15 protein-coding genes are annotated in these 21372 nt (G+C 48.6%); 5 read left to right on the top strand and 10 right to left on the bottom strand.

The features are described 5' to 3' along the window. Position 1: 1 nt before the first annotated feature. Positions 2-796, bottom strand: coding sequence for an SDR family NAD(P)-dependent oxidoreductase (locus ACN0TF_RS06320; RefSeq protein ID WP_417441228.1), 795 nt, complete (start codon positions 794-796; stop codon positions 2-4). A 92-nt stretch (positions 797-888) separates the two neighbouring features. Continuing rightward, a complete protein-coding gene (locus tag ACN0TF_RS06315; RefSeq protein ID WP_417441227.1) occupies positions 889-2277 on the bottom strand; it encodes a family 43 glycosylhydrolase in 1389 nt (462 codons plus the stop codon). A 178-nt stretch (positions 2278-2455) separates the two neighbouring features. Between ACN0TF_RS06315 and ACN0TF_RS06310 the strand changes: the two genes are divergently transcribed. Together ACN0TF_RS06310 and ACN0TF_RS06305 are read left to right on the top strand one after the other, a co-directional pair. Further along, positions 2456-2911 (top strand): MarR family winged helix-turn-helix transcriptional regulator, encoded by a 456-nt coding sequence (locus ACN0TF_RS06310; protein ID WP_153849391.1) that lies wholly within the window; start codon positions 2456-2458, stop codon positions 2909-2911. 123 nt (positions 2912-3034) lie between these two features. After that, positions 3035-3454: an organic hydroperoxide resistance protein gene (locus tag ACN0TF_RS06305; protein WP_286823151.1), complete on the top strand. Its 420-nt coding sequence runs from the start codon at positions 3035-3037 to the stop codon at positions 3452-3454. 64 nt (positions 3455-3518) lie between these two features. Here ACN0TF_RS06305 and ACN0TF_RS06300 read toward each other — a convergent pair whose 3' ends face one another. Both ACN0TF_RS06300 and ACN0TF_RS06295 read right to left on the bottom strand, forming a co-directional pair. After that, positions 3519-5516, bottom strand: a complete 1998-nt coding sequence (locus ACN0TF_RS06300; protein ID WP_417441226.1) for a PhoX family protein — start codon at positions 5514-5516, stop codon at positions 3519-3521. A gap of 126 nt (positions 5517-5642) precedes the next feature. Beyond that, on the bottom strand, positions 5643-6491 hold the full coding sequence (locus tag ACN0TF_RS06295; protein ID WP_417441225.1) for a TraB/GumN family protein: 849 nt from the start codon (positions 6489-6491) through the stop codon (positions 5643-5645). Positions 6492-6723: 232 nt separating this feature from the next. On the opposite strand from ACN0TF_RS06295, the gene ACN0TF_RS06290 reads away from it, so the two are divergent. Further along, positions 6724-8652, top strand: a complete 1929-nt coding sequence (locus ACN0TF_RS06290) for a hypothetical protein (RefSeq protein WP_417441224.1) — start codon at positions 6724-6726, stop codon at positions 8650-8652. Between the two features lie 57 nt (positions 8653-8709). On the opposite strand, the gene ACN0TF_RS06285 is transcribed toward ACN0TF_RS06290, so the two are convergent. Genes ACN0TF_RS06285 through ACN0TF_RS06275 form a run of 3 tightly spaced genes read right to left on the bottom strand, consistent with a single transcriptional unit; the run spans position 8710 to position 11574 of the window. Continuing rightward, positions 8710-10095 (bottom strand): HAMP domain-containing sensor histidine kinase, encoded by a 1386-nt coding sequence (locus ACN0TF_RS06285; protein WP_417441223.1) that lies wholly within the window; start codon positions 10093-10095, stop codon positions 8710-8712. Continuing rightward, positions 10064-10750 (bottom strand): response regulator transcription factor, encoded by a 687-nt coding sequence (locus ACN0TF_RS06280; protein WP_417441222.1) that lies wholly within the window; start codon positions 10748-10750, stop codon positions 10064-10066. The genes ACN0TF_RS06285 and ACN0TF_RS06280 overlap by 32 nt, the downstream gene beginning before the upstream one ends. Next, positions 10750-11574, bottom strand: coding sequence for a MipA/OmpV family protein (locus tag ACN0TF_RS06275; protein WP_417441221.1), 825 nt, complete (start codon positions 11572-11574; stop codon positions 10750-10752). Before ACN0TF_RS06275 ends, ACN0TF_RS06280 begins: the two co-directional genes overlap by 1 nt. A gap of 184 nt (positions 11575-11758) precedes the next feature. Here ACN0TF_RS06275 and ACN0TF_RS06270 point away from each other — a divergent pair, with 184 nt between their 5' ends. Together ACN0TF_RS06270 and ACN0TF_RS06265 are read left to right on the top strand one after the other, a co-directional pair. Then, positions 11759-12907: an efflux RND transporter periplasmic adaptor subunit gene (locus tag ACN0TF_RS06270; RefSeq protein ID WP_417441220.1), complete on the top strand. Its 1149-nt coding sequence runs from the start codon at positions 11759-11761 to the stop codon at positions 12905-12907. Next, positions 12904-15975, top strand: a complete 3072-nt coding sequence (locus tag ACN0TF_RS06265; RefSeq protein ID WP_417441219.1) for an efflux RND transporter permease subunit — start codon at positions 12904-12906, stop codon at positions 15973-15975. Before ACN0TF_RS06270 ends, ACN0TF_RS06265 begins: the two co-directional genes overlap by 4 nt. Positions 15976-15977: 2 nt before the next feature. On the opposite strand, the gene ACN0TF_RS06260 is transcribed toward ACN0TF_RS06265, so the two are convergent. The 3 genes from ACN0TF_RS06260 to ACN0TF_RS06250 form a co-directional block, all read right to left on the bottom strand. Continuing rightward, on the bottom strand, positions 15978-16646 hold the full coding sequence (locus ACN0TF_RS06260; RefSeq protein ID WP_153849383.1) for a hypothetical protein: 669 nt from the start codon (positions 16644-16646) through the stop codon (positions 15978-15980). 165 nt (positions 16647-16811) lie between these two features. Continuing rightward, on the bottom strand, positions 16812-18194 hold the full coding sequence (locus ACN0TF_RS06255) for an efflux transporter outer membrane subunit (protein WP_417441218.1): 1383 nt from the start codon (positions 18192-18194) through the stop codon (positions 16812-16814). Beyond that, positions 18187-21363, bottom strand: coding sequence for an efflux RND transporter permease subunit (locus ACN0TF_RS06250; protein ID WP_417441217.1), 3177 nt, complete (start codon positions 21361-21363; stop codon positions 18187-18189). Before ACN0TF_RS06250 ends, ACN0TF_RS06255 begins: the two co-directional genes overlap by 8 nt. Between the last annotated feature and the right edge of the window lie 9 nt (positions 21364-21372).

Here is a 21372-nt window from a genome sequence, read left to right as displayed (position 1 = left end):
GCTAAGTTAAGGTATCGACAATACCGCCTTCGACTCGCAGCGCTGCGCCGGTAGTGGCGCTGGCCTGCGGCGATGCCACGTAAACACTCATATTAGCAACCTCTTCAGGCGTTGCTAAGCGCTGAATAATGGACGATGGCCGGTTCTCCTGAACAAAGCGGGACTCTATTGTTTCCTGAGAGACGCCCTCTTCCTCAGCCATATCACGAATCATGTTAAGCACGCCTTCTGAGCGTGTGGGTCCGGGCAGTATGGCGTTAACTGTCACTTGAGTGCCGCTAAGTACTTTCGCCAACCCCCGGGAAATGGACAACAGCGCTGATTTTGTCATGCCGTAATGCACCATTTCACTAGGAATATTAATGCCCGATTCACTCGATATAAACTGAATACGACCCCAGTCTCGCGCCTTCATGCCTTTCGCATAATGGCGTGAGAGCCTCACTGCACTCATCACGTTCACATCGAAAAACTGCTGCCAGGTATCATCGCCCACCTCAAAGAAGTCCTCAGGTCCGAAAATGCCGACATTATTAACCAAAATATCAGTATCTGGTTGCTGTTCAGTCAGAGTTTTGCAACCTTCGGCGGTTCCAAGATCCGCAGCGACACCCTCAACGGAAACATTCGGAGCCGCCTTTTTAATACTGGCAATAGCTTCATCGACCCGCTGTTGAGTACGCCCGGTAACCACTACATTAGCGCCAGCCTTGGCGAGCCCCTCAGCAATTGCAAAACCAATACCCGCAGTAGAACCGGTAATAATGGCGTGTTTTCCGTTCAGATCAATGTGCATAAGCTGCTCCTTTTTTCTGAATACCCGTGCTACATAGAAAAACTATGAACGCACGGCTTATTAAGGAAAACATGGGACTCTTTTTATTATATTCAAGGTGCAGAAGGCCGAAAAGTCGCCGCCTCTTTTTCAATATCAGACGAAGCTTTACTCAGCTTCAGGCTGCCTTCATACAATACCAGATAGACCTCTGGATTATCTGCCAAATGATAAGAAGACCACTCACTATTGGCAAGGCCTTCAACCTGCTTAAAGGTCGCGTTGGCGATAAAACTGTCTGAGCCATCATGCTTGCTTACGGTTAACTCACCGTTTTCCGAAACAAGGTAAAAACCAGGTGACGCTTCAGGCTGAAAAGAAACAGTATTCTCCTCACCGCTTAACGACTTCAGATGCCACAGCTGGCTATAGTTTTCTTTCTCACCTGTAGCAGCAACAACGTCGCTGTCACCCTGATAAGTCAGAAACTCTTTAGTTGAAAAGGCCTGCAATTGTTTCGCATTGTAGTGAATACCCGACGCCGTTGGCGTGATTTTCTGGATGCTGCCGTCTTCATCATACTCAAGATGCTCTATAGAAACCGAACGGCGGTAGTTCCCACCCGTTGGCAGCGCGGCGGTGTGATAAACCAAATACCACTGTTCTTCAAACTCAAGAACAGCCTGATGGCTAGTTCCGCTATCAGGTAACACATCCATTATCAGCCCCTGATATTCCCACGGTCCTTCAGGCGAGTCACTTACCGCATACGCCAGCTCTTCAGGATAATTCATTGCAAATGTCAGGTAATACTTATCCTGATATTTATGCAGCCACGGCGCCTCAGTGAAGGTACCTGGCATGTTATTGATATCAACTTTATGAATTTCGCTGTCCAGTTCGGTCATATTGTCTTTCAGACGTGCGTAGTAGAGGTGCGTGTTCCCCCAATACAAATACGCCTGGCCATTATCATCAATAAATACAGTCGGGTCGATATTGTCCCACGGCTCCGGCGCCATAAATTCCGGAGACTCGGTCATATCCGGGGTAACCAGTGGACCGCCTATTGCGTCTTTCCAGCCATTAACCGGGTCATCCGACACTGCCACTCCTATCGCAAAACCTTGCTTTTCCGGAGCGGGGTCATCGTTTAGCACGGTTACATACCAGTAAAACTTACCGTCTCGTTCAGTCGCCTGGGCAGCCCAGGCGGTATCGCCTTTTGCCCACTCAAATTCAGTGCGGGGAAAAGCGCCTTCCAGCGTCCAGTCCTTTAAGTTATCGGACGAATAGATAGACCACTCGCGAAGGACAAAAAAATCGCCGTCTTCTTTAGCTTCGTCATGGCCTACATACAGATAGACCACACCGTCATGAACTAAGGTTGCCGGATCAGCGGTGAAGCGTTCTTTAATAATAGGGTTTCCGGCCACAGCAGAGCCAATAGCTGAAGCCGCCAGCACAAAGCCCCCGAGCATGGTAAGTAATTTATTCGGCATATAACATGATTCCTGGTTTAAGGTATTCGGGGGATAGCTTTCGAGACTACCCCGAACTTAATTCGCACAAATTTAATTTGTATTACTATAAGACATTAGCTTGTTTAACTACAAACCCTAAGCTTTGTTTGTAAGCTGACTTTGCGTATCATTGAGACAAACGACACAGGAGCAACGCATGGCAGACAATAACAGTAATAAAGCGCTCAGGCTGGATAACCAGCTTTGCTTTGCGTTGTACTCAACCTCGCTGGCAATGAATAAGCTCTACAAGCCTCTGCTCTCGAAGCTTGATTTGACCTATCCGCAATACCTTATTTTACTGCTTTTATGGGAGCGCGATGGCGTGACCATTACTGAAATAAGCCGCAAGTTGTTTCAGGAAAAAGGTGCGTTAAGCCCGGTTATTAAGCGGCTGGAGCAACGCGGGTTAATAACCAGAAAGCGCAATACCGACGATGAACGTCAACTGCATTTATACCTCACCGAACAAGGTCGGCAACTGGAACAGTCTGCCTGCGATGTTCCGGAGCAGGTTTTCTGTGCCACTCAACTTGAGCCTGATGAGGCCCTTGCCTTAAAACACACCCTTGAATCACTGCGGGCGCAGTTACAAGACAAGCCCGACCACTAGCCAAGTCCGATGTATCGAAAATATCGATAACTTCGTTCGGAAAATACTGTTATCGCGATAACTATTATTGCACTAACATTATGCGTGTTAGTTCCCAACACACCAACTAGTAAGGTAATCGTTATGGATATTCTGTACAAAGCAGTAGCAACATCAACCGGCGGACGCGATGGTCAGTCAGAGTCTGACGACGGCCAACTGAAAGTAAAACTGACAACGCCTAAAGAACTGGGTGGCGCAGGCGGTGATGGTACCAACCCTGAGCAATTATTTGCAGCAGGTTACTCAGCCTGTTTTATCGGCGCATTGAAGTTCGCTGCGGGTCAGGAAAAAGTGAAACTGCCCAAAGACACTGAAGTTAAAGCCGAAATAGGTATTGGTCAGATTGAAGGCGGGTTTGGTATTGATGCCACGCTGAACATTCATTTACCGGGCATGAGCCAGGACGAAGCGGAATCTATTGCTGAAAAAGCACACCAGGTGTGCCCGTATTCAAATGCGACGCGTAATAACATCGACGTACGCTTGAACGTCACGGTGTAACCGTTATTAACAACAGTGGTGTTAATAGTGTCAGCCGATCAGCTTAACTGATCGGCTGGCTATTTCAGGCTCCAACTATCCCACCGTCTTCACGGGTAACAATGACCGTCGCCGAACGCGGACGCGCACCGTTACCGGCAGGCCAGCTACTACTAAACTTACCGGGCGCCAGTCGGTCACCAGGGTGCTGAACATTCACGAACATGGTTTTGCCATCGGGCGTGGTAACAACCCCGGTAATTTCGCAATCCACAGGCCCCACCAAAAAGCGTTTCAACTCGCCAGATTCCGGATTCGCAGCGTACATGCCGTTATTACCAAAACTGCCCTCACTTAACAGCTCACCACTCATATCGGTTTGGATCCAGAGCGTGCCTCTATGATCAAACCACAGGCCATCCGGGCAGGCGAACTGATTATCGGCCGTTAGGGTCAGGTCTTTCCCTTCGGCATTTGGAGTGCGGGTACCCGCTTCGCCGCCCATTAAGAAAATGTCCCAGTGAAAAGATTCAGCGCTTTGCTGGTTGTCTTCGCTCCAGCGCACAATATGACCGTAAGCGTTCTCTGCACGCGGGTTCATGGCATTTGTCTGCACTTCGGTGCGGCGAGTGTTATTGGTTAAGCTGAAATAGACTTCTTTGGTCGTTGGGTGCACAGCGCCCCATTCCGGGCGATCCATTTTCGTCGCACCCATAACGTCGGCCGCAAGCCGAGTATTTAACAGCACATCGGCCTGAGAATGGAACTCGACGCCCGCTTCGCTGGCCTTTGCCTGAAACTCTGAGTTTTCAATATCTAACGGCAGCCAGCGACCAGTTCCGTCATCATTAAAGTGTGCAACATAGAGCGTACCTTCATTCAGCAGCTCGCCTGAAGCAGTTGCTTTGTAATAAGGTTTCGCCGAAACAAACTTATAAATATATTCAAAACGCGAATCGTCGCCGGAATAAGCCACCAGCGGCTCACCTTCCACTGCCGGAGCAAACACAATACCTTCATGAGCAAAGCGACCCAGCATGCTTCGTTTAACTGGTGTGCTTTTAGCATTGAAAGGGTCTATTTCAACAATCCAGCCAAAGTGGTTCGGTTCATTCCGGTAGTCTTCCGCGGCCGTAGCTCCGGTAGAAGAAGCATTAAAGCGCGCGGTTTCGTCAAGACCCGGCATTGCCGTTTCCCAGTAATAACGACTGTTCTCGCGGCTCACACCGTACCGTTCATGCTCACGAGGATGAGTCTCGTCATCGTTCATGAAGCAGCCCGCCCAGTTTTCTTCGCAGGTTAAGTAAGTACCCCAAGGCGTATGCCCATGCGAACAGTTATTAATGGTTCCGCGAGTCTTGGTGCCGTCAGGGCTAAAGCGGGTTATCAGCTTGTCATGACCGGCAACCGGCCCACTCATTTGCATTGGGGTGCTAGCGGTAATTCGGCGGTTGTAGGGGCTGCCTTCAATCAGCTGCCATTCTCCATCCGGTTTACGAATAATATGAGCCACTGACACACCATGTGCCATCATCTCTTTCAATACTTCCTGCTGCGGGCGTGGTGCGTTAGGGGAAAAATTGGCGTGCAGAATTTGTGGATCAACGTATTCATGGTTCATCACCAGCAGCCCTTCTTTCGAGGAGTCGCCACCTTCTTTCACGTCTATGGGAAAAAAATGCATACCGTCGTGATGCGAGCCAACTTGCCGTGCCTGATCTAACGCCGAATTGCTAGCGTCAGGTTTAAACTCGCCGGCACCTGGCACAAGTGGCGTGCCCCAGGGCAGAAAAGGCTGAGCACGATACCCAACGGGTACATCAACAACATCGGTTCGGTTGCCGGCAACGGCCTGAAAACCAAGCCCCGCGGATGAACTGGCAGAGCCTTTAGGGGACGTACAACCCGCCATTAAAGGCGATAACATAAAGGAGCTGACGGCAACGCCAAGGCCTCCTTTTAGAAAAGAGCGACGGCTTAACTGACGGTTCACCACATCGTAAAAGTCATCACCTTTTGACTCATTACAAATTGGATCAACACCTGAAATATCAATCTTCAGCTTTTTCTCTTTCGTGGTCATGCCGTCTTCCCCGTTCTGAAACCTCTGGCTTAACAAGCTCAGCGTTATATTTTCGAACAGGCAATAGTACTGACTTTAAATGACAGTTTGATTACGTAGGCGATCTGCTTTAATAACGTCTATTTACTACATTTTTTTAATATCGGCGCCCTGCTTTTCAAATTGCTCAAGTACGCCTTGCTGACCACCAAGGTGCCCCGCCCCAACCGCCACGAATACGGTATCAGACTCATTTACCTTAGCGAGCTTTGTGATCCATTCATTATTACGTTTAGTGATCAGCTCGTCTAACGCCTTCGGAGGTAGGTTCTGGTTTAAGTAGTGGGTGAGTTTATCCAGATCGCCCTCTAGCCAGGTCTCCTGGATATCGGCAAAAACCTCTTCAATTTTTTCCACTTCTGCAAGCGTCTGCTCCAGCAATTCCCCCTCACCAGATTCACTTTGAGCTGCGCGTAACGCATCAATTTGCCGCTCGACGGTTTCCAGCCCTTTAACCGGTATGTCCGAGCTTTTTGCCAACTCAAACAGCTTTCCTTCAGAACCACCTTCGGCGGTGTAACCCGATTGCGCAATGGCTTGCGAAACAATGACAATTTGTGCAAACCAGGCATTGAGCTGTTCTAGCGCACTGACGTTCATACCATACTTTTCTGCCAACGTAGTGAGCTGCTGCCAGGTTTCACTATCAACCGAGTCAGATAACTTACCCTCGGAGCGGCGCGCATGCTGCATAAACGAGGACTGAGCACTTCCCAGCTTTTCAGGATGCACTTCAAACCATACCGCTTCACTGTTTTTCAGTGCGTTTTTTGCCGTTTCAGACAGGACTATCGCGTCTTTTTTCGCCGCATGCAGCGTTCCGTAAACCCAAATAATCTGGTCTTCCTTCATGACTTTGTAGAGAATTTCGGCCTGCGCGGAGGTACTCAATAAACACAATACAAAACTGATGAGTATCGTTTTCAACTTCAGCATGGTTATCTCCGGTCTATTTTTGTAGCAGTAGTCTCATATTTGCCAGTATACGACAACTCTATAGCGCTCATCAGCCGGTTAACGGGTAAAACCCACCGCTGGCCTGTGTTTTTACAAAGCCTTAACTTAAAATTGTGCGCTTTAACAGGTACCCTTAAAGACCATGCTTTAAACGAGCAGAACTTTTAGCGCCAACTGGTACAGCTATCAGTAAAACAGATTAGGTACTGTTATGAATAAAAAAGGAATTTTGTTGCTTATTGGTGCGCTTTCAGCGGGCGCTATTACGCTGGGCTGCAACAGTAACGACAGTTATTCAGCAAGAGAGGTACTGAGTGTGGAGCAAAAAGAGGCGGCTTTAGCTGAATTACAGCAAAAGAGAAAAGAGCGTAAGGAAAAGATCCAAACCATTGAGGATAAAGCTCTGTTTGAAGCTCTGGAAGGTGAAGAATTTATAGCCCACCGGAACATTTACAGAACGATAAAATTCGATGAAAAACCTGCGCAGTACTTTTATGTTGAGCCTTTCAAGGCTTCTTATATTGGCCCTTTAGGTCGCCCCTACACCGCCGACCGCTTTAAACGACTAAAAGACTACGAGAGCCCGCAAAAGCTTCTGGATATTTACCGTAACAACTTTGTGGCTTCCACCGCTTCACGCGAGGGTCAGTGGTTTCAGGTCCGTGAACCTTTTGCTTTTCCCTTTAGAAGTCAGCTGCAGTTTACCCAGGTAGTTATGGATAACGGAGACGTTAAAGCCCTACCAGACCTATTAGACTGGGTTGCCCAAACCGATGAAATTCGTTACGACCCGGAACGCTTTTATTTCAAAGAGCCGCGTACCGAAGACGACCCACAACCCGTTAAACTGCTCGGCGACGTTGAAACTGAGTTACCAAAAGATGTGCTTCAGTTCGAGTTTAAAGCAAGCGATGTCGGCAAAACTATAGAGCGGCGCGGATACTCTGTCACTCTGGTTAAGGCCGGTGATTTTAACTACGACATAAAAATTGAAGTACCGGATGACCAGGCAATGCCGCTGCGAGACGAAGACATTATCGGCGAAGCCCTCTCTCCGACAGAGCGCGAACTTCAACTGCGAATGGATACGACACTACAGCCTGATTATCACGAACGAATGGGTGAATGGCTTGACGAAATTATAGAACGATCCATGCGGGGCGAAGTTGATGCAGAAACCGTACGCACCGAGGGCAATAACTTACATGACAAACTTTCAGTGGGCGAAGGCCGCATTCTGCATAAAGCCTTTTCCTTCATGGGACCTGTGGCTACCGCACGAGTGACTTTGCTACCTCGTAAGAAAACCCGCGATAAAGTAACTCACAAAATTGAAATTCCAATTCATTTCCTTGGTCAGCAAGGCAATAGTGATGAGATTGATTTGAGCACTTTGCCTGATATCGGCCTGGAAGGCCCGGTGTACGATGAAAGGCCAAAACGACGAGTCGATTTAACCGAAGAAGAAATGAAACAGCTTATTGATATTCGCTATGAAAAAAGTCGTCACCTTCCGGAGTATCAACACACAGAACGAATCTATCTGAAATACCCGCCGGTACAAAGCCAGCTTTTTATCAGCAGTTCAGACCGCTACCATTTCAACTTAGAGCCAAAATTTAAGCGAGTGATACTGACCGAAATGGTGAAATTTTTCGATGACGCAGACGAAACCATTGAGCTAACACGCGATAAAGATGAGGTATTCAGTTTCACCACATATGGCTTTGCATATACCCCTGAGTATATGCCGGAATCGCCCGCCCGTATCGAAGCCCGCATTCCGGTATTAACGGCACCGGATATTGTCAAAAAAAGCTACAGTGCCGACAATTTACCCGATGGTATACGCTTAGACGACAACCGACTTGTTGTTGACTACAGCGTGTTTATTCCCGAAGAGACCCTGGACGGCACGCGGTTAAACACAAAGCTTCGCAACCGATTTTTCGCAAAGAACGCAGAACAAAAATACCTGCAGCCCTTTGAAAACGTTATTCTACTTGAGCGCGAAGACGGCGAACCGGTGCATGTGTTCTATTATTACGGGCAGCCTGAAAGTATTGAGCTCTGGTATCGCGGCGAAACGAAAGTCGTCGACTTCAAACTGGATGTCGAGACGCGGGAGCAGAAAGGTTAGTTCGTATTGAGAATAATAGGTGTGGCTTGTGCCGGGCGAACTCCGCCCGGTTTTTCCTCAATCAGGTGACGCTGGCGGGTCAGTTTTTAATAATTTAAAAAGCAATCCAGGCTCCATTCTTTGAGCCGAAAGCTCCCAGTTATGAGTTAATGCTATTTCCTGACATATTGCTAAACCTAAGCCAGCTCCAAAGTCGCGCCTATGCTCACCGCGCCAAAAACGTGTAAATAACAACGGCAGCTCTTCCTCTTTAACGCCAGGACCTCGGTCTCTAATCGTAATCTCATGAGGGTAAAGTCGTATAAGAATATTCGTATCCGGTGGCGCATGTTGTATCGCATTTTCCAGCAAATTTTTTAATAAAGTGAAAAATGCACCTCGGTCTGCAAGCCACTCTTCACCTAAACTCTGATCCTCCACAACGAGGTGCACATTGGCTGTTTCCGCCATTCTCAGTAAATAGTTTTTTGCTTCTTCAACTACAGACTTTATTTCAACAACAGCAAAACTATAGTTATGTGGTTCACTGGTTTCTGCTAACAGAAGTAATTGCTGGACCTGTCGCGACATATAACACACATCGTGCAGCAACCAATTGCGCTCTTCAGTTCCCTCCATCAACTCCAACTGAGCACGAATTAACGATAAGGGTGTTTTTAGCTCATGCGCCGTGGTCGCCAAAAACGCCTGTTGCACGCGATAACCGCGCTCCAGACGTTCCAGAACCTCGTTGAAACTGGTCACTAAAGGTGCAATTTCGAGAGGAACATTGTCCTGTTTCAGTCGCGCCTGCAACGAACGAGGAGATATTGCTGAAGCCGATTGAGACAATTCGCGTAAGGGTTTTAAGGTGTGTCTGATAGTAAAGTGAGCACAAGCGCCAAAAACGAGAAACAGCACTAAAGATAGTACCGCCAGCCCACCCTCTAAAAAGGTTAAGCCAAAAGCGTCATGAGCAAAATAGATAAATCGCCTGCTTACCGCTATTTGAACAAACCAGTTTTTACCGTCATGCTCAAATACACCTGTAGCAGCATCCATCGGCATGCCGTTACGCTCAAACTCAAAAGAGCTGGTTAATGTCGGATTTTTAACATCAACATCGGCCCAGAATGACTCTCCGGCGGCAGAGTAAAATACTACAGCTCCAGATTGATCCAGTACCCGGTATGCTAATTCTTGATCCAGGCTTTCAAATAACCAGTTATACTCATCACTCAACCCAAGTTGTACCGGAACTCCTTCGCTATTAAACAACAATTCTTCAGCCAAATGCTGAGAAGCGTCATTAACTTCAAGTTGTGAAAAAATATTATTTTTAAAAACTAGCACCGTTATCAGCACCACAGCGATAAAACTGACACTAAGCACCATACCAACAATAAACGCCAGCAAGACTTTAAAACTTAAACTATTCAGTCGGTCCGCTATCCTGAAGCGCATAGCCTATGCCCCTTATATTTACTATCCGCTGCGTTGAACCAATAGCTGACAACTTTCGTCGAATACGATGTAAAGCCACATCCAGTGCGTTAGGTGTCACTGCATCACTGAACCCCCAACCCGCAGCCTCGAGCGCACTGTGGCGTACCGACCCGTTACATTTTTCCATCAATAACAACATAATTTGCAGTTCGGCTTGCGCCAGAGTTTCGCTTTTTCCTCCGCAAACAATGAGGCTGTCTTCAGGTCGTAGAGTTAAATCACCGCATTGCGGCTCCAGTGAACGAACCTCTGCGGGTCTGCGCAACAACGCGCGTACCCGCGCAACCATTTCTTCCATTGCAAAAGGCTTAGCAAGATAATCCTCCGCTCCGGCATCCAGCCCTTCAACGCGGTCGTTTAAAGCTGTGCGCGCAGTCAGGACAAGGCAAGGAATACTATTCCCGGCTTCCCGCAGAGACCGAAGCAGAGAAAGTCCGTCACCGTCAGGCACGCCACGATCAATAACAAGAGCCTGATAAGGCATTCGCTGCAGCGCTGTCTCCGCGTGAGAAATATGATTAAAAGTATCAACCATAATCCCTGCAGAGGCGAGCCCCTCGGATATCAGGCGGGCTAACCGTTCATGGTCTTCAAGTAACAGTATGCGGCTCATCAGAAGCTGTAGATATAACCGAAAACGATCCGGTTTTCAGTGGAGCTATCGACTAACGGGCTGTCCTTTATTTCTGACGCTAAGCTGGTAACGCTGGCATCGAGAAACACAAAGTGCTTTTGCTTAAACATATAGCCCCCACGTGCACCGACCTCAATATTCACGCCAGCGTCCCCCTGGTAGAAGGAGCGCTCAGCATTAACTTCAGTTGCGCGGACTCCGTAATAGTAATCAACATATTCCTTATCCAGCCAGCTCACCACGATCCGGGGAGTAAATAGAAACTGCTCCTGGAAATGCCACGTTCTCTCTATACCAAAATTAATCACGCTGCCTTCGCTGTCACCGGAAACTTCGGTAACATATTCAGCACTGATATCAGCATAGTTGTTTTGCCATTCTGCTCTAAAGCCAGCCCAGAAACCACCATCGCGATCTTCCATACCGTTCAGTATAGGCGCATCGCTTTGCTCGTAGTCAGTAAAGTCGTATTTTCCGACAAAACCAAAGTTAAACTGATTCGATTCATTCAGCTTATAACTGGGTAATTTGAAGGCCAGTTCAGGGCCTGCCAGCCGAATGTATTCGTTTTCGTACGTCAATATCGGTAACAATTTATTGTCACGGTCAATATCAGTATAAGGCTTTTGACTACTACTGACTCCGACTCCTATTCCCCAGGAAGAGCCAGGTGAATCATCACCAAACTCATTATCTGCTGCAACATTCAGGGGAAGCCCTGCTCCAAGCAGAAAAGACCCAAAGACCAGGGGATTAATTACTTTCGTTTTGAAACCAGCCCGTGTTGATATTACAAAGCGCATAAATAAGTTCCTTTCAGGTAAGACAGATTTATTAGAGCCTGCATCATCCACAACCTCGACTTACCTAAAACTTACCAAAACACATTTTTATTCTTTTTCAGTCAGTAAGTTTCCTGAAAGACAGGCCGGTAGATAGTGCATCGGCGTTCAGATAGAGCTAACGCTGAATAAAAGGAATCAGGAAATGAAAAGGTCACATCAGGTTGTATTAACTGCCACAATTTTTGTGGTGGCAGTTACCGGTGCAATAGTCGCGATTAAGAGTGCAGATAATTCAAAAGCCGATGCGGCAACCGTCTCCCCTAGCCCCGTACTTACAGTTAGCGTGGCCACGCCACAACCTTCCGTGTTACCAGTAACTTTATCAGCTAATGGCGATATCAGTGCCTGGCAAGAAGCTATTGTCGGAAATGAAACCGACGGACTCAGGTTGGCGGAAGTAGCCGTTAATGTCGGTGATAAAGTAAAGCGCGGAGAATTACTGGCTACTTTTTCTGAAGATGCTGTTAAAGCAGAGTTAGCGCAAAGTGAGGCTGCTGTCGCAGAAGCAGAAGCTTTGCTGGCTGAAGCCAGAGAAGACGTACAACGCGCGGTTGGATTGCAAACTAACGGAGCGCTTACAGCTCAACAAGTTCAGCAATATAGTACTGTTGAGAAAACGGCTCTCGCCCGGCTTAAATCTGCTCAGGCTTATCAGGACTCACAAAAATTAAGCCTGAAACAAACTCGCGTTCTGGCTCCGGACGACGGCATTATTTCCTCCAGAACAGCAACCGTCGGCGCCGTTCTGCCTCGCGGTGAGGAACTGTTCCGCCTCATTAGAGGCAATAGGCTTGAATGGCGTGCTGAAGTGTCAGTCCAGGACCTGAATAAGCTCCAGCCGGGCCTAAAAGCCCAGGTCACACCTGTAGGCGGTGAGTCCATTACGGCTAAGGTTCGCACGGTTGCGCCTATAGTAAATACACAGACTCGTTCCGGTTTAGTTTATGTCGACCTTCCTTCCAATAGTACTGCCCGCGCAGGTTCCTTTGCCCACGGACAATTCGAGCTTGGCACCAAAGAGGCGCTAACTCTGCCACAAAGTGCCGTACAAATGCGGGATGGTTTTAGCTATGTGATGCGTGTCGACGATAATGAGCGCGTGTGGCAAACCAAAGTCATAACAGGGCAGCGATCTGCCGATCTGGTAGAGATTGTCAGCGGTATTACATCGCTTGATCGAGTGGTGATAAATGGTAGTGCGTTTCTTGGTGATGGCGATTTAGTCCAAATTGCTCCAGACCAGTCGGACACCAGCGCGAATCTCTCTCAAACAAACCGGAGTAAAAGATGAATCTGAATATTTCCGCATGGGCTATACGCAATCCCACTCCGGCTATCATGCTATTTATCCTGCTGACATTAGCGGGAATTATAAGCTTTCGCGCAATGAAAATTCAGGATTTGCCCGACTTAGATATACCCACAGTCAATATTGGAATTTCGCTACCCGGAGCCTCCCCGGCACAGTTAGAAACCGATGTCGTTCGCAAAATTGAAAGTTCACTGTCCACAGTTCAGGGAGTGAAACACATCTACAGCAACCTCACCGACGGTGAAGCCACTATTTCGGTTGAGTTCATGCTCGAACGCTCTGTGCAGGAAGCACTTGATGATGTTCGGGACGCCGTATCGCGTATTCGGGCTGATTTACCTGCGGATCTGCGCGACCCGGTAATTAGAAAAGATCAGCTTTCAGGCTCGCCTATTTTGACCTATACACTTAGCTCAAAGCAGATGGATGACGAAGCACTGTCCTGGTTCGTCGACAACGATATCAGTAAAGCATTACTTGCGGTCAGAGGCGTAGGAGCCGTTAGCAGAGTCGGCGGCGTAAACCGTGAAATTCGCGTTGACCTGAATTTTGACCAACTACTCGCCTTCAATACCACCGCAGCCGATATCTCACGCCAGCTACGTTTGGTGCAGCAGGAAGCCTCCGGCGGACGGGCTCATTTGGGCGATATGGAGCAGTCGATAAGAACCATCGCCACCGTGCAGTCAGCGGAAGATTTTGCCAGCATGGAAATAACCTTAAGTGATGGTCGGCATGTTCGCCTGAACCAGATAGCCACAGTGTCCGACACAGTTGCAGAGAAGCGTTCCGCGGCTTTCCTTAACGGCAAGCCAGTCGTGGGTTTCGAGATAACTCGCGCGATAGGTTACGGTGAAATTGAAGTTGCTAAAGGGGTAAGTGAAGCATTACAAAAACTGCAAGAAACCCGCCCCGATATTAACATAACCGAAGTCTTTAACCTGACTGAACCCGTTGCAGAGAATTACGCTGGTTCCATGCAACTATTGTATGAAGGTGCTCTGTTAGCCGTGCTGGTGGTATTTGCGTTTTTGCGAAACTGGCGGTCAACATTCATTTCAGCGGTGGCTTTGCCATTATCCATCATTCCCACTTTTGCTGTCATACATCTTATGGGCTTCTCTCTGAATGGCGTCACTTTACTGGCGCTGTCACTGGTTATCGGTGTTCTCGTAGATGATGCCATTGTGGAAGTCGAGAATATCGAGCGTCACCTGCTTATGGGGAAGACCCCCTTGCAAGCAGCTATGGAAGCAGCCGACGAAATTGGTCTGGCAGTAGTTGCAACGACTTTCACAATCATCGCAGTGTTCCTGCCTACCGCGTTTATGAGCGGCGTAGTTGGTATGTTTTTCGTTCAGTTCGGTTGGACAGCAGCGGTAGCCGTGCTGTTCTCATTACTCGTTGCCCGGATGCTGACGCCGATGATGGCAGCTTATCTACTACGAGCACCAAAACAAAAGGTCAAACCCGAACCTGGCTGGATACGCTATTACCTGAAAATTGTGGCTTGGTGTTTACGTCATAAAGGCAAAACGATTATTGCTACAGGTGTTTTTTTCGGTGTGGGAATCATGCTGGCAGCGACGCTACCGGGTACCTTTATGCCCGCCGAAGACTATCAGCAAACACAAGTCACGATTACGCAGCAACCGGGTACCAAAATACACGACACCATAGAATTAGCGGAACAAGCTCGTCAGATGCTTCAGGAGAACCCACACGTCAAACAAATCTATACGGCTATCGGTGACGGAAGTTCTGGTAAGCCCGGGGAAGGCGGCAGTACCACGGCAAATGTTCGCTCTGCAGTACTAACACTTAGCCTTACCCATAGAAATGAAAGACCGGGTTTGCACAAACAGCAAATTGAACAGCAATTGCGTGAAACGATGAAAGCTCTGCCCGGTGCCAGAGTTAAAGTGGGCTTGGACGAAAACTATTTGCTGGTGCTTGCCGGCGAAGACAGCCGCGTTTTACAGCAACATGCGTATCAAGTTGAGCAGGAGTTACGCGGCATCCCCGGAATAGGAACGGTTACCTCAAGTGCCAGTCTTGTCAGGCCTGAATTACTGATAACACCAGATTTTTCACGCGCTGCTGATCTCGGCGTTACCTCATCAGCAATAGCCGAGACTCTCAGAATTGCAACCTCTGGTGACTATGTTGAGGAACTGGCAAAACTAAACTTGAGTGACCGTCAGGTACCCGTCGTTGTGCGCCTTAATGACATAGCCCGTAAAGATATTGATACCTATAAACGCTTACCGATACCTGGCGCACGAGGACCGGTTCCGCTGGAAAGTGTAGCCAGCCTTGAAATAGCCAGCGGACCTGCAGAAATCACTCGTTTTGACCGAATGCGCAATGTTAACTTTGAAGTAGAGCTGAACAATATGCCGTTGGGCGTGGTTGAGCAGGCAGCACTGGAACTACCAAGTTTACAGCTGTTACCTCCCGGAGTATCACAGACAACCTTAGGCGACGCCGAGATGATGGGTGAATTGGGCACAGGCTTCGCTAACGCCATGTTAACCGGTATTATCTGTATTTATGTTGTGCTGATACTGTTACTGAAAGACGTTGTTCAGCCCGTCACAATACTTACAGCGCTCGCGTTATCCGTTCCCGGCGCCTTTCTCGCACTATTTCTGACCAACTCCGCATTGTCATTACCCGCGATAATTGGTTTGGTCATGTTAATGGGTATCGCAACCAAGAACTCTATCTTGCTAATCGATTACATCATCATTGCACGACGAGACCACGACCTGGAGCGCTACGATGCTGTCATTGATGCCTGCCGCAAGCGTGCCAGACCTATTATAATGACCACCGTTGCAATGACCGCCGGGATGACACCAATAGCACTGGGAATGGGTGGAGATCCAAGCTTTCGCTCGCCAATGGCCATTGTTGTGATTGGCGGACTACTTACGTCAACTTTTCTCAGCTTATTGGTTATACCCGTGGTTTATAGCTATATCGATGATGCCGCGCGTTGGTTAAAACCACTTTTACAGCGAGTATCTCTGTTGAACAAATGAATTTACCGATTCATTATTCTTTCTCTACCGAGAAATAGCATATCGACGCCTTCTAAATGTCGATTAACTAATGGCTGGTAATGGTCGAGCTTTAGGTCGTTTAAAAAAGAATACTCGTCATTGATAAAATCTTTATAAATGGGTTTCAAAGTTTTAACGCCAACATCAACGTTAATCTCGGAAAACTCTTTTCGCAAACCATTCACGAGTCCACGAAGCGCCCCGTTTACTGCCATAGGCAGAGACGACAAGGCGCTGAATTCATAGGACTCTTCGTACAAAAACTGAGTGACACAACAGGATTTTTGAGACCTCAGTCTGTCAGCCAGTATTCGGTATATTTGCATGACAGACACTATTTGCCGGGAAACCTGTTCATCAATAATTCGTGAAGGTATAGCTTCAATGGCACCAAACTTCAGGTCCCCCGGAAATAGAATCACTTCATCAAAAGAACCAGACTCCGAAAAGGCTCTTTCAAGCTCATAGTTCAGACTCCAGTCATCTTTGGGGTCACAAATACCACTGAAAGAGTGTTTATTGTTGTTTGATGTAGTTACATGTTCATCAGTGAAGCTTAATTCCCAGACCTCAGTTGCTGGAGATTTAAGGCCGCTTGTAAATTGCTTTGCTAAAAGTGTTTGACTGTTAATGAGTAGATACTTATACATTTTTGTTCACCAAAAAATTATTCCTGGAGAGACGTGCGCTAGCAACTAACACCACAGACTGACACTTCTGTTAACTACTAGCGCGTGATCCTCTATCATCTAGTACAAGACTTACGTATCACTTACCGAAATCACGTTTATTGAAAGCTCAGGCCAGAGTCCGAATTACCTTAACTGGATACCGCCGCCAAAGTTCCGGTAAATGTCGACTAAGCGTATAAAACTCTGTTGTTGTAATTGCGCCAGCTGGTCACGGCTGCTCAGCAGTTCGCGTTCGGCATCAAGTAAATCCAGAAACTCGTTGCTACCCGCTTCGTATCGCTGACGGGCAATTTTCACGGCCTTTTTACTGGCCTGCCACTGTTGCTCGGTATTAAGTTGCTGCTCGCGGCTCAGGTTGTAACTGTTAAGCGATAACTGCATTTCGTTAATGGCGTCAAATACCTGTTGCTCGAACTGAGCCAGTGCCATTTGCGCACTGGCTTCAGCCTGCCGAATGCGTGCTTTTACCGAACCTAAATCGGCAGCCTGCCAACTTAAACTCGGTGCCACCGACCAGCTTTGTGTTTCACTACCCAACGTTAGTCCAGGACCGGATAAAAACCCCAGAAACCCGCTCACCGACAGGTTCGGATATAAATCTGCCGTAGCCACGCCAATATTTGCCGTACGGGCAGCTAGTAACCGCTCGCTACTTGCCACGTCCGCCCGGTGGCGCAGATAGTTCTCACCCTCGACGACAGCCACCGGCCGCTTCAGCCCAGGCAATTGCGGCTCAGCACTCAACTCTAGCTGGCCCGGTTCTAATGCCAGCAGTGCTGACAAGGTCGCATCCGCTGCCGACAGTGCCTCCCGGTAAGCAGGCACTGACGCCTTCACCCGGTGCAACTGCACGTCAATTTGTGCTAACTCCAGCTCTGAGGCCATGCCGACTTCCAATCTGGCCATCACTATGGCACGACTTTGCTGCAGGTTTTCCAGGTTTTCCTCGGCAACTTTCAGACGCAGCTGCGCCCCGCGGTATTCGCCGTAACTGGTTGCCACCTGACTAATCAGTCGCACTTGCGCGTCGCGCCATAAAATATCGGCTTGCTGCGCCTGAGCTTCTGCCGCTTCACTGGCTCGGCGTAATTTACCGAACAAATCCAGATCCCAGCTTAAATTAGCACCACCACTGTATCCGCGAGTAATAACGTCATCATCGTCTGCCGACAAAGTACCGTTCTCACTTGCCTGATAACCTGCTTCCAACGTCCCTTTCGGCCATGAATCGTTGTCGGCATCACGGAAGACTGCATAAGCCCGGTCGACATTTGCCCTGGCTTGCGCCAGGGTGCGATTCTGCTCCAGAGCACGTTCAACCAACTGATTAAGCTCAGCGTCGTCAAACGCTTGCCACCAGCTCAAAGCCTGCTCGGCCTGCTGGTAGGGCTGGCTTAGGTTAATGCTTTCTACCTTCTCCGGCCTTTGGTAATCCGGTCCAGCAGAGCAGGCGCTTAGCGACGCTACGAGTAGAGCCAGGGTTGATAGCTTCACTGTATTACGCATGATTAGTTTCCTCCGAAGAGCTTTCTGTCGGCTCTGATAGCGTCTTTTTCTCGCCGCGTTTAGCCAGCATATAGTAGAACAGCGGGGTTAGAATCAGACCGAAAATGGTGACACCTATCATTCCCGAGAATACGGCAACACCCATGGCCTGACGCATTTCAGCACCGGCACCACTTGAGAACACCATCGGTACGACACCCATAATAAAGGCAATAGACGTCATCAGTATGGGGCGTAAACGCAGACGACCGGCTTCCAAAATGGCTTCCATGGTACTCATACCGTGATCCTGCAGCTCTTTGGCAAACTCGACTATTAATATGGCGTTCTTCGTCGCCAGCCCCACCAGCACAATTAAGCCTATCTGGGTAAGAATGTTGTTATCCCCGCCGTAGATAAGCACACCGCTTAACGCCGACAACAGAGTCATCGGAATAATCAGAATGATGGCCAACGGCAAAGTTAAGCTTTCGTACTGCGCAGCCAGCACCATAAAGACCAGCAGGATCACCAGCGGGTAAATGAACATGCCCGCATTACCGGCCAGAATTTGCTGATAGGTCAGTTCTGTCCACTCGTAGGTCATGCCATTCGGCAGCGTTTCAGCGAGAATTTTTTCAATAGCCGCCTGCGCTTCCCCGGTGCTGTAACTCGGCGCAGGACCACCGTTAATTTCAGCGGTGGTAAAGCCGTTGTAATGCATGACTCTATCCGGTCCTGCGGTGTTGGTAATGTTCATAAAGGAGCCCACAGGAACCATTTCACCACTGCCGTTACGCACTTTCAGCTGACTGATCTGCTCAGGCGTTTGCCGAAACTGCTCATCTGCCTGCATATTCACCTGATAGGTACGCCCGAACCGGTTAAAGTCATTCACATACACTGAGCCCATATAAGCCTGCAAAGTCTGGAATACCTCATCCAGGCTCACATCTTGTTGCTTAGCTTTCGTACGGTCGACATCGATATCGAGCTGCGGCACATTCACCTGATAACTGGAAAATACACCGGTCAGTTCAGGCGTCGCCCAGGCCTTTTGCATAACCTCCATGTTGACCTTATACAGCTCTTCGTAACCATGATTAGCACGGTCTTGTATTTGCAGACGGAAACCACCAATAGTCCCTAACCCTTGCACTGGCGGGGGCGGGAATATGGCAATGTAAGCTTCATCAATAGCGGCGAACTTCTGGTTCAATGCACTCGCTATTGCATTAGCCGACATTGAAGAATCCGTTCGCTCATCAAAGTCAGTTAGCGACACAAACACAATTCCGGAATTCGGACTGTTAGTGAAACCGTTAATACTCAGACCCGGAAAGGCAATTGAGTTCGCCACACCAGGATGATCCAAGGCAATACTCGACATTTCTTTAATGACCGCAGCGGTGCGATCCAGCGAAGCGGCATCCGGTAATTGTGCAAAAGCCACCAGGTATTGCTTGTCCTGACTGGGCACATAACCAGTAGGAGTCGTCGCAAACTGCAGACCGGTTAACCCTAATAAAGCCACATACAGAACGCCTACAATGACGCCATAGCGGATCACTTTTTTAACCAGCCAGCCGTAACCTTTAGACAAACGGGCAAAAAAGCGGTTAAAGGGGTCGAATAACCAACGACCTAACAGCTTATCCATACCACGGGTCAGTATGTCTTTTTTCTCGCCATGGCCTTTTAACAGAAGCGCTGCCAATGCAGGGCTCAGCGTTAGTGAGTTAATAGCTGAAATAAAAGTGGAAATGGTAATGGTTAAAGCAAACTGCTTATAAAACTGACCGGTTAAGCCCGACATAAAGGCGGTTGGAATAAATACCGCTGCCAGCACCAGTGTCGTCGCGACAATAGGACCAGTCACCTCTTTCATGGCTTTTTGTGTGGCAGCAATAGGGGACAAACCTTCGCTAATATTCCGTTCTACGTTTTCCACCACCACAATGGCGTCATCCACGACTATGCCAATGGCTAGCACCAGCCCAAACAGCGACAAGGCATTTAACGAAAAGCCCAGCAGGTGCATGAAGGCAAAAGTCCCAACCAGCGACACCGGCACGGCGACCAAAGGAATAATTGAGGCGCGCCAGGTTTGCAGAAACAGCACCACAACCAGTACCACCAGCAATACGGCTTCAAGCAGAGTTTTCACTACCGCATCAATAGAGCCACGTACAAAAACAGTTGGGTCGTACACAATGTCGTAAGTTAAACCGTCCGGAAAACCTTTCGACAATTCCGCCATTTTGGCGCGGACATCGTCAGAAATTTGAATGGCGTTTGAGCCGGATGCCTGGAAAATAGGAAGCGCTACCGCGTCTTTATTGTTCAGCAACGAGCGCAATGCATACGTTGAAGCGCCGAGCTCGACACGGGCGACATCTTTTAAGCGACTGATTTCGCCGTTCTCGCCCACCTTGATAATAATGTCTTCAAACTCTTCGACGTCTGTCAGACGGCCTTTCACGTTGATAAGCAACTGAAAATCAGCGTCACCGCTTGGCTGAGAACCCAAACTGCCAGCTGCCGCCTGTTGGTTTTGCTCACGAATTGCCTCGGTAATTTGCGCCGGAGACAAACCCAGTGCCGAGACTTTATTTGGATCCAGCCAGACCCGCATGCTGTATTCGCCAGCGCCAAATAACCTGACCGCCCCAACGCCTTCTATACGCGCCAGTTCGTCTTTGATATTTAAGTTCGCATAATTCGACAGGTACAGCATGTCGTAGCGATCATCCGGTGAGGTTAGATGCACCACCATGGTTAAATTCGGTGACGACTTCTCAGTCACTACCCCCAAGCGCTGCACCACCTGTGGCAGGCGCGGTTTAGCCCGCTCTACCCGGCTTTGCACCTGAGTTTGCGCTAAATTGACGTCGGTACCGATAGCAAAGGTAACGGTCAATGTCATACGACCATCCGAGGTGGCCTGAGAGGACATATACAACATATCCTCCACACCATTAATTTCCTGCTCCAGCGGAGAGGCCACGGTTTCAGCAATAACCTTCGGGTTCGCACCCGGGTAGTTCGCGGTTACCACAACCGTTGGTGGCACCACTTCCGGGTATTCGGTAATAGGCAATTGCCATACAGCTATCGCACCCGTAATAAAGAACAACAGCGAGATAACCGCGGCGAAAATCGGCCGTCGGATGAAAAATTGAGAAAACATTCAGTACCC

Source organism: Idiomarina sp., assembly GCF_048265525.1.
Taxonomy (GTDB): Bacteria; Pseudomonadota; Gammaproteobacteria; order Enterobacterales; family Alteromonadaceae; genus Idiomarina.
This window is presented reverse-complemented; position numbering and strand designations above follow the sequence as displayed.

Excerpts from the sequence above, each read along its gene's own strand:
- ACN0TF_RS06320 (WP_417441228.1), bottom strand. The coding sequence starts at position 796 with ATGCACATTGATCTGAACGGAAAACACGCCATTATTACCGGTTCTACT.
- ACN0TF_RS06315 (WP_417441227.1), bottom strand. The coding sequence starts at position 2,277 with ATGCCGAATAAATTACTTACCATGCTCGGGGGCTTTGTGCTGGCGGCT.
- ACN0TF_RS06310 (WP_153849391.1), top strand. The coding sequence starts at position 2,456 with ATGGCAGACAATAACAGTAATAAAGCGCTCAGGCTGGATAACCAGCTT.
- ACN0TF_RS06305 (WP_286823151.1), top strand. The coding sequence starts at position 3,035 with ATGGATATTCTGTACAAAGCAGTAGCAACATCAACCGGCGGACGCGAT.
- ACN0TF_RS06300 (WP_417441226.1), bottom strand. The coding sequence starts at position 5,516 with ATGACCACGAAAGAGAAAAAGCTGAAGATTGATATTTCAGGTGTTGAT.
- ACN0TF_RS06295 (WP_417441225.1), bottom strand. The coding sequence starts at position 6,491 with ATGCTGAAGTTGAAAACGATACTCATCAGTTTTGTATTGTGTTTATTG.
- ACN0TF_RS06290 (WP_417441224.1), top strand. The coding sequence starts at position 6,724 with ATGAATAAAAAAGGAATTTTGTTGCTTATTGGTGCGCTTTCAGCGGGC.
- ACN0TF_RS06285 (WP_417441223.1), bottom strand. The coding sequence starts at position 10,095 with ATGCGCTTCAGGATAGCGGACCGACTGAATAGTTTAAGTTTTAAAGTC.
- ACN0TF_RS06280 (WP_417441222.1), bottom strand. The coding sequence starts at position 10,750 with ATGAGCCGCATACTGTTACTTGAAGACCATGAACGGTTAGCCCGCCTG.
- ACN0TF_RS06275 (WP_417441221.1), bottom strand. The coding sequence starts at position 11,574 with ATGCGCTTTGTAATATCAACACGGGCTGGTTTCAAAACGAAAGTAATT.
- ACN0TF_RS06270 (WP_417441220.1), top strand. The coding sequence starts at position 11,759 with ATGAAAAGGTCACATCAGGTTGTATTAACTGCCACAATTTTTGTGGTG.
- ACN0TF_RS06265 (WP_417441219.1), top strand. The coding sequence starts at position 12,904 with ATGAATCTGAATATTTCCGCATGGGCTATACGCAATCCCACTCCGGCT.
- ACN0TF_RS06260 (WP_153849383.1), bottom strand. The coding sequence starts at position 16,646 with ATGTATAAGTATCTACTCATTAACAGTCAAACACTTTTAGCAAAGCAA.
- ACN0TF_RS06255 (WP_417441218.1), bottom strand. The coding sequence starts at position 18,194 with ATGCGTAATACAGTGAAGCTATCAACCCTGGCTCTACTCGTAGCGTCG.
- ACN0TF_RS06250 (WP_417441217.1), bottom strand. The coding sequence starts at position 21,363 with ATGTTTTCTCAATTTTTCATCCGACGGCCGATTTTCGCCGCGGTTATC.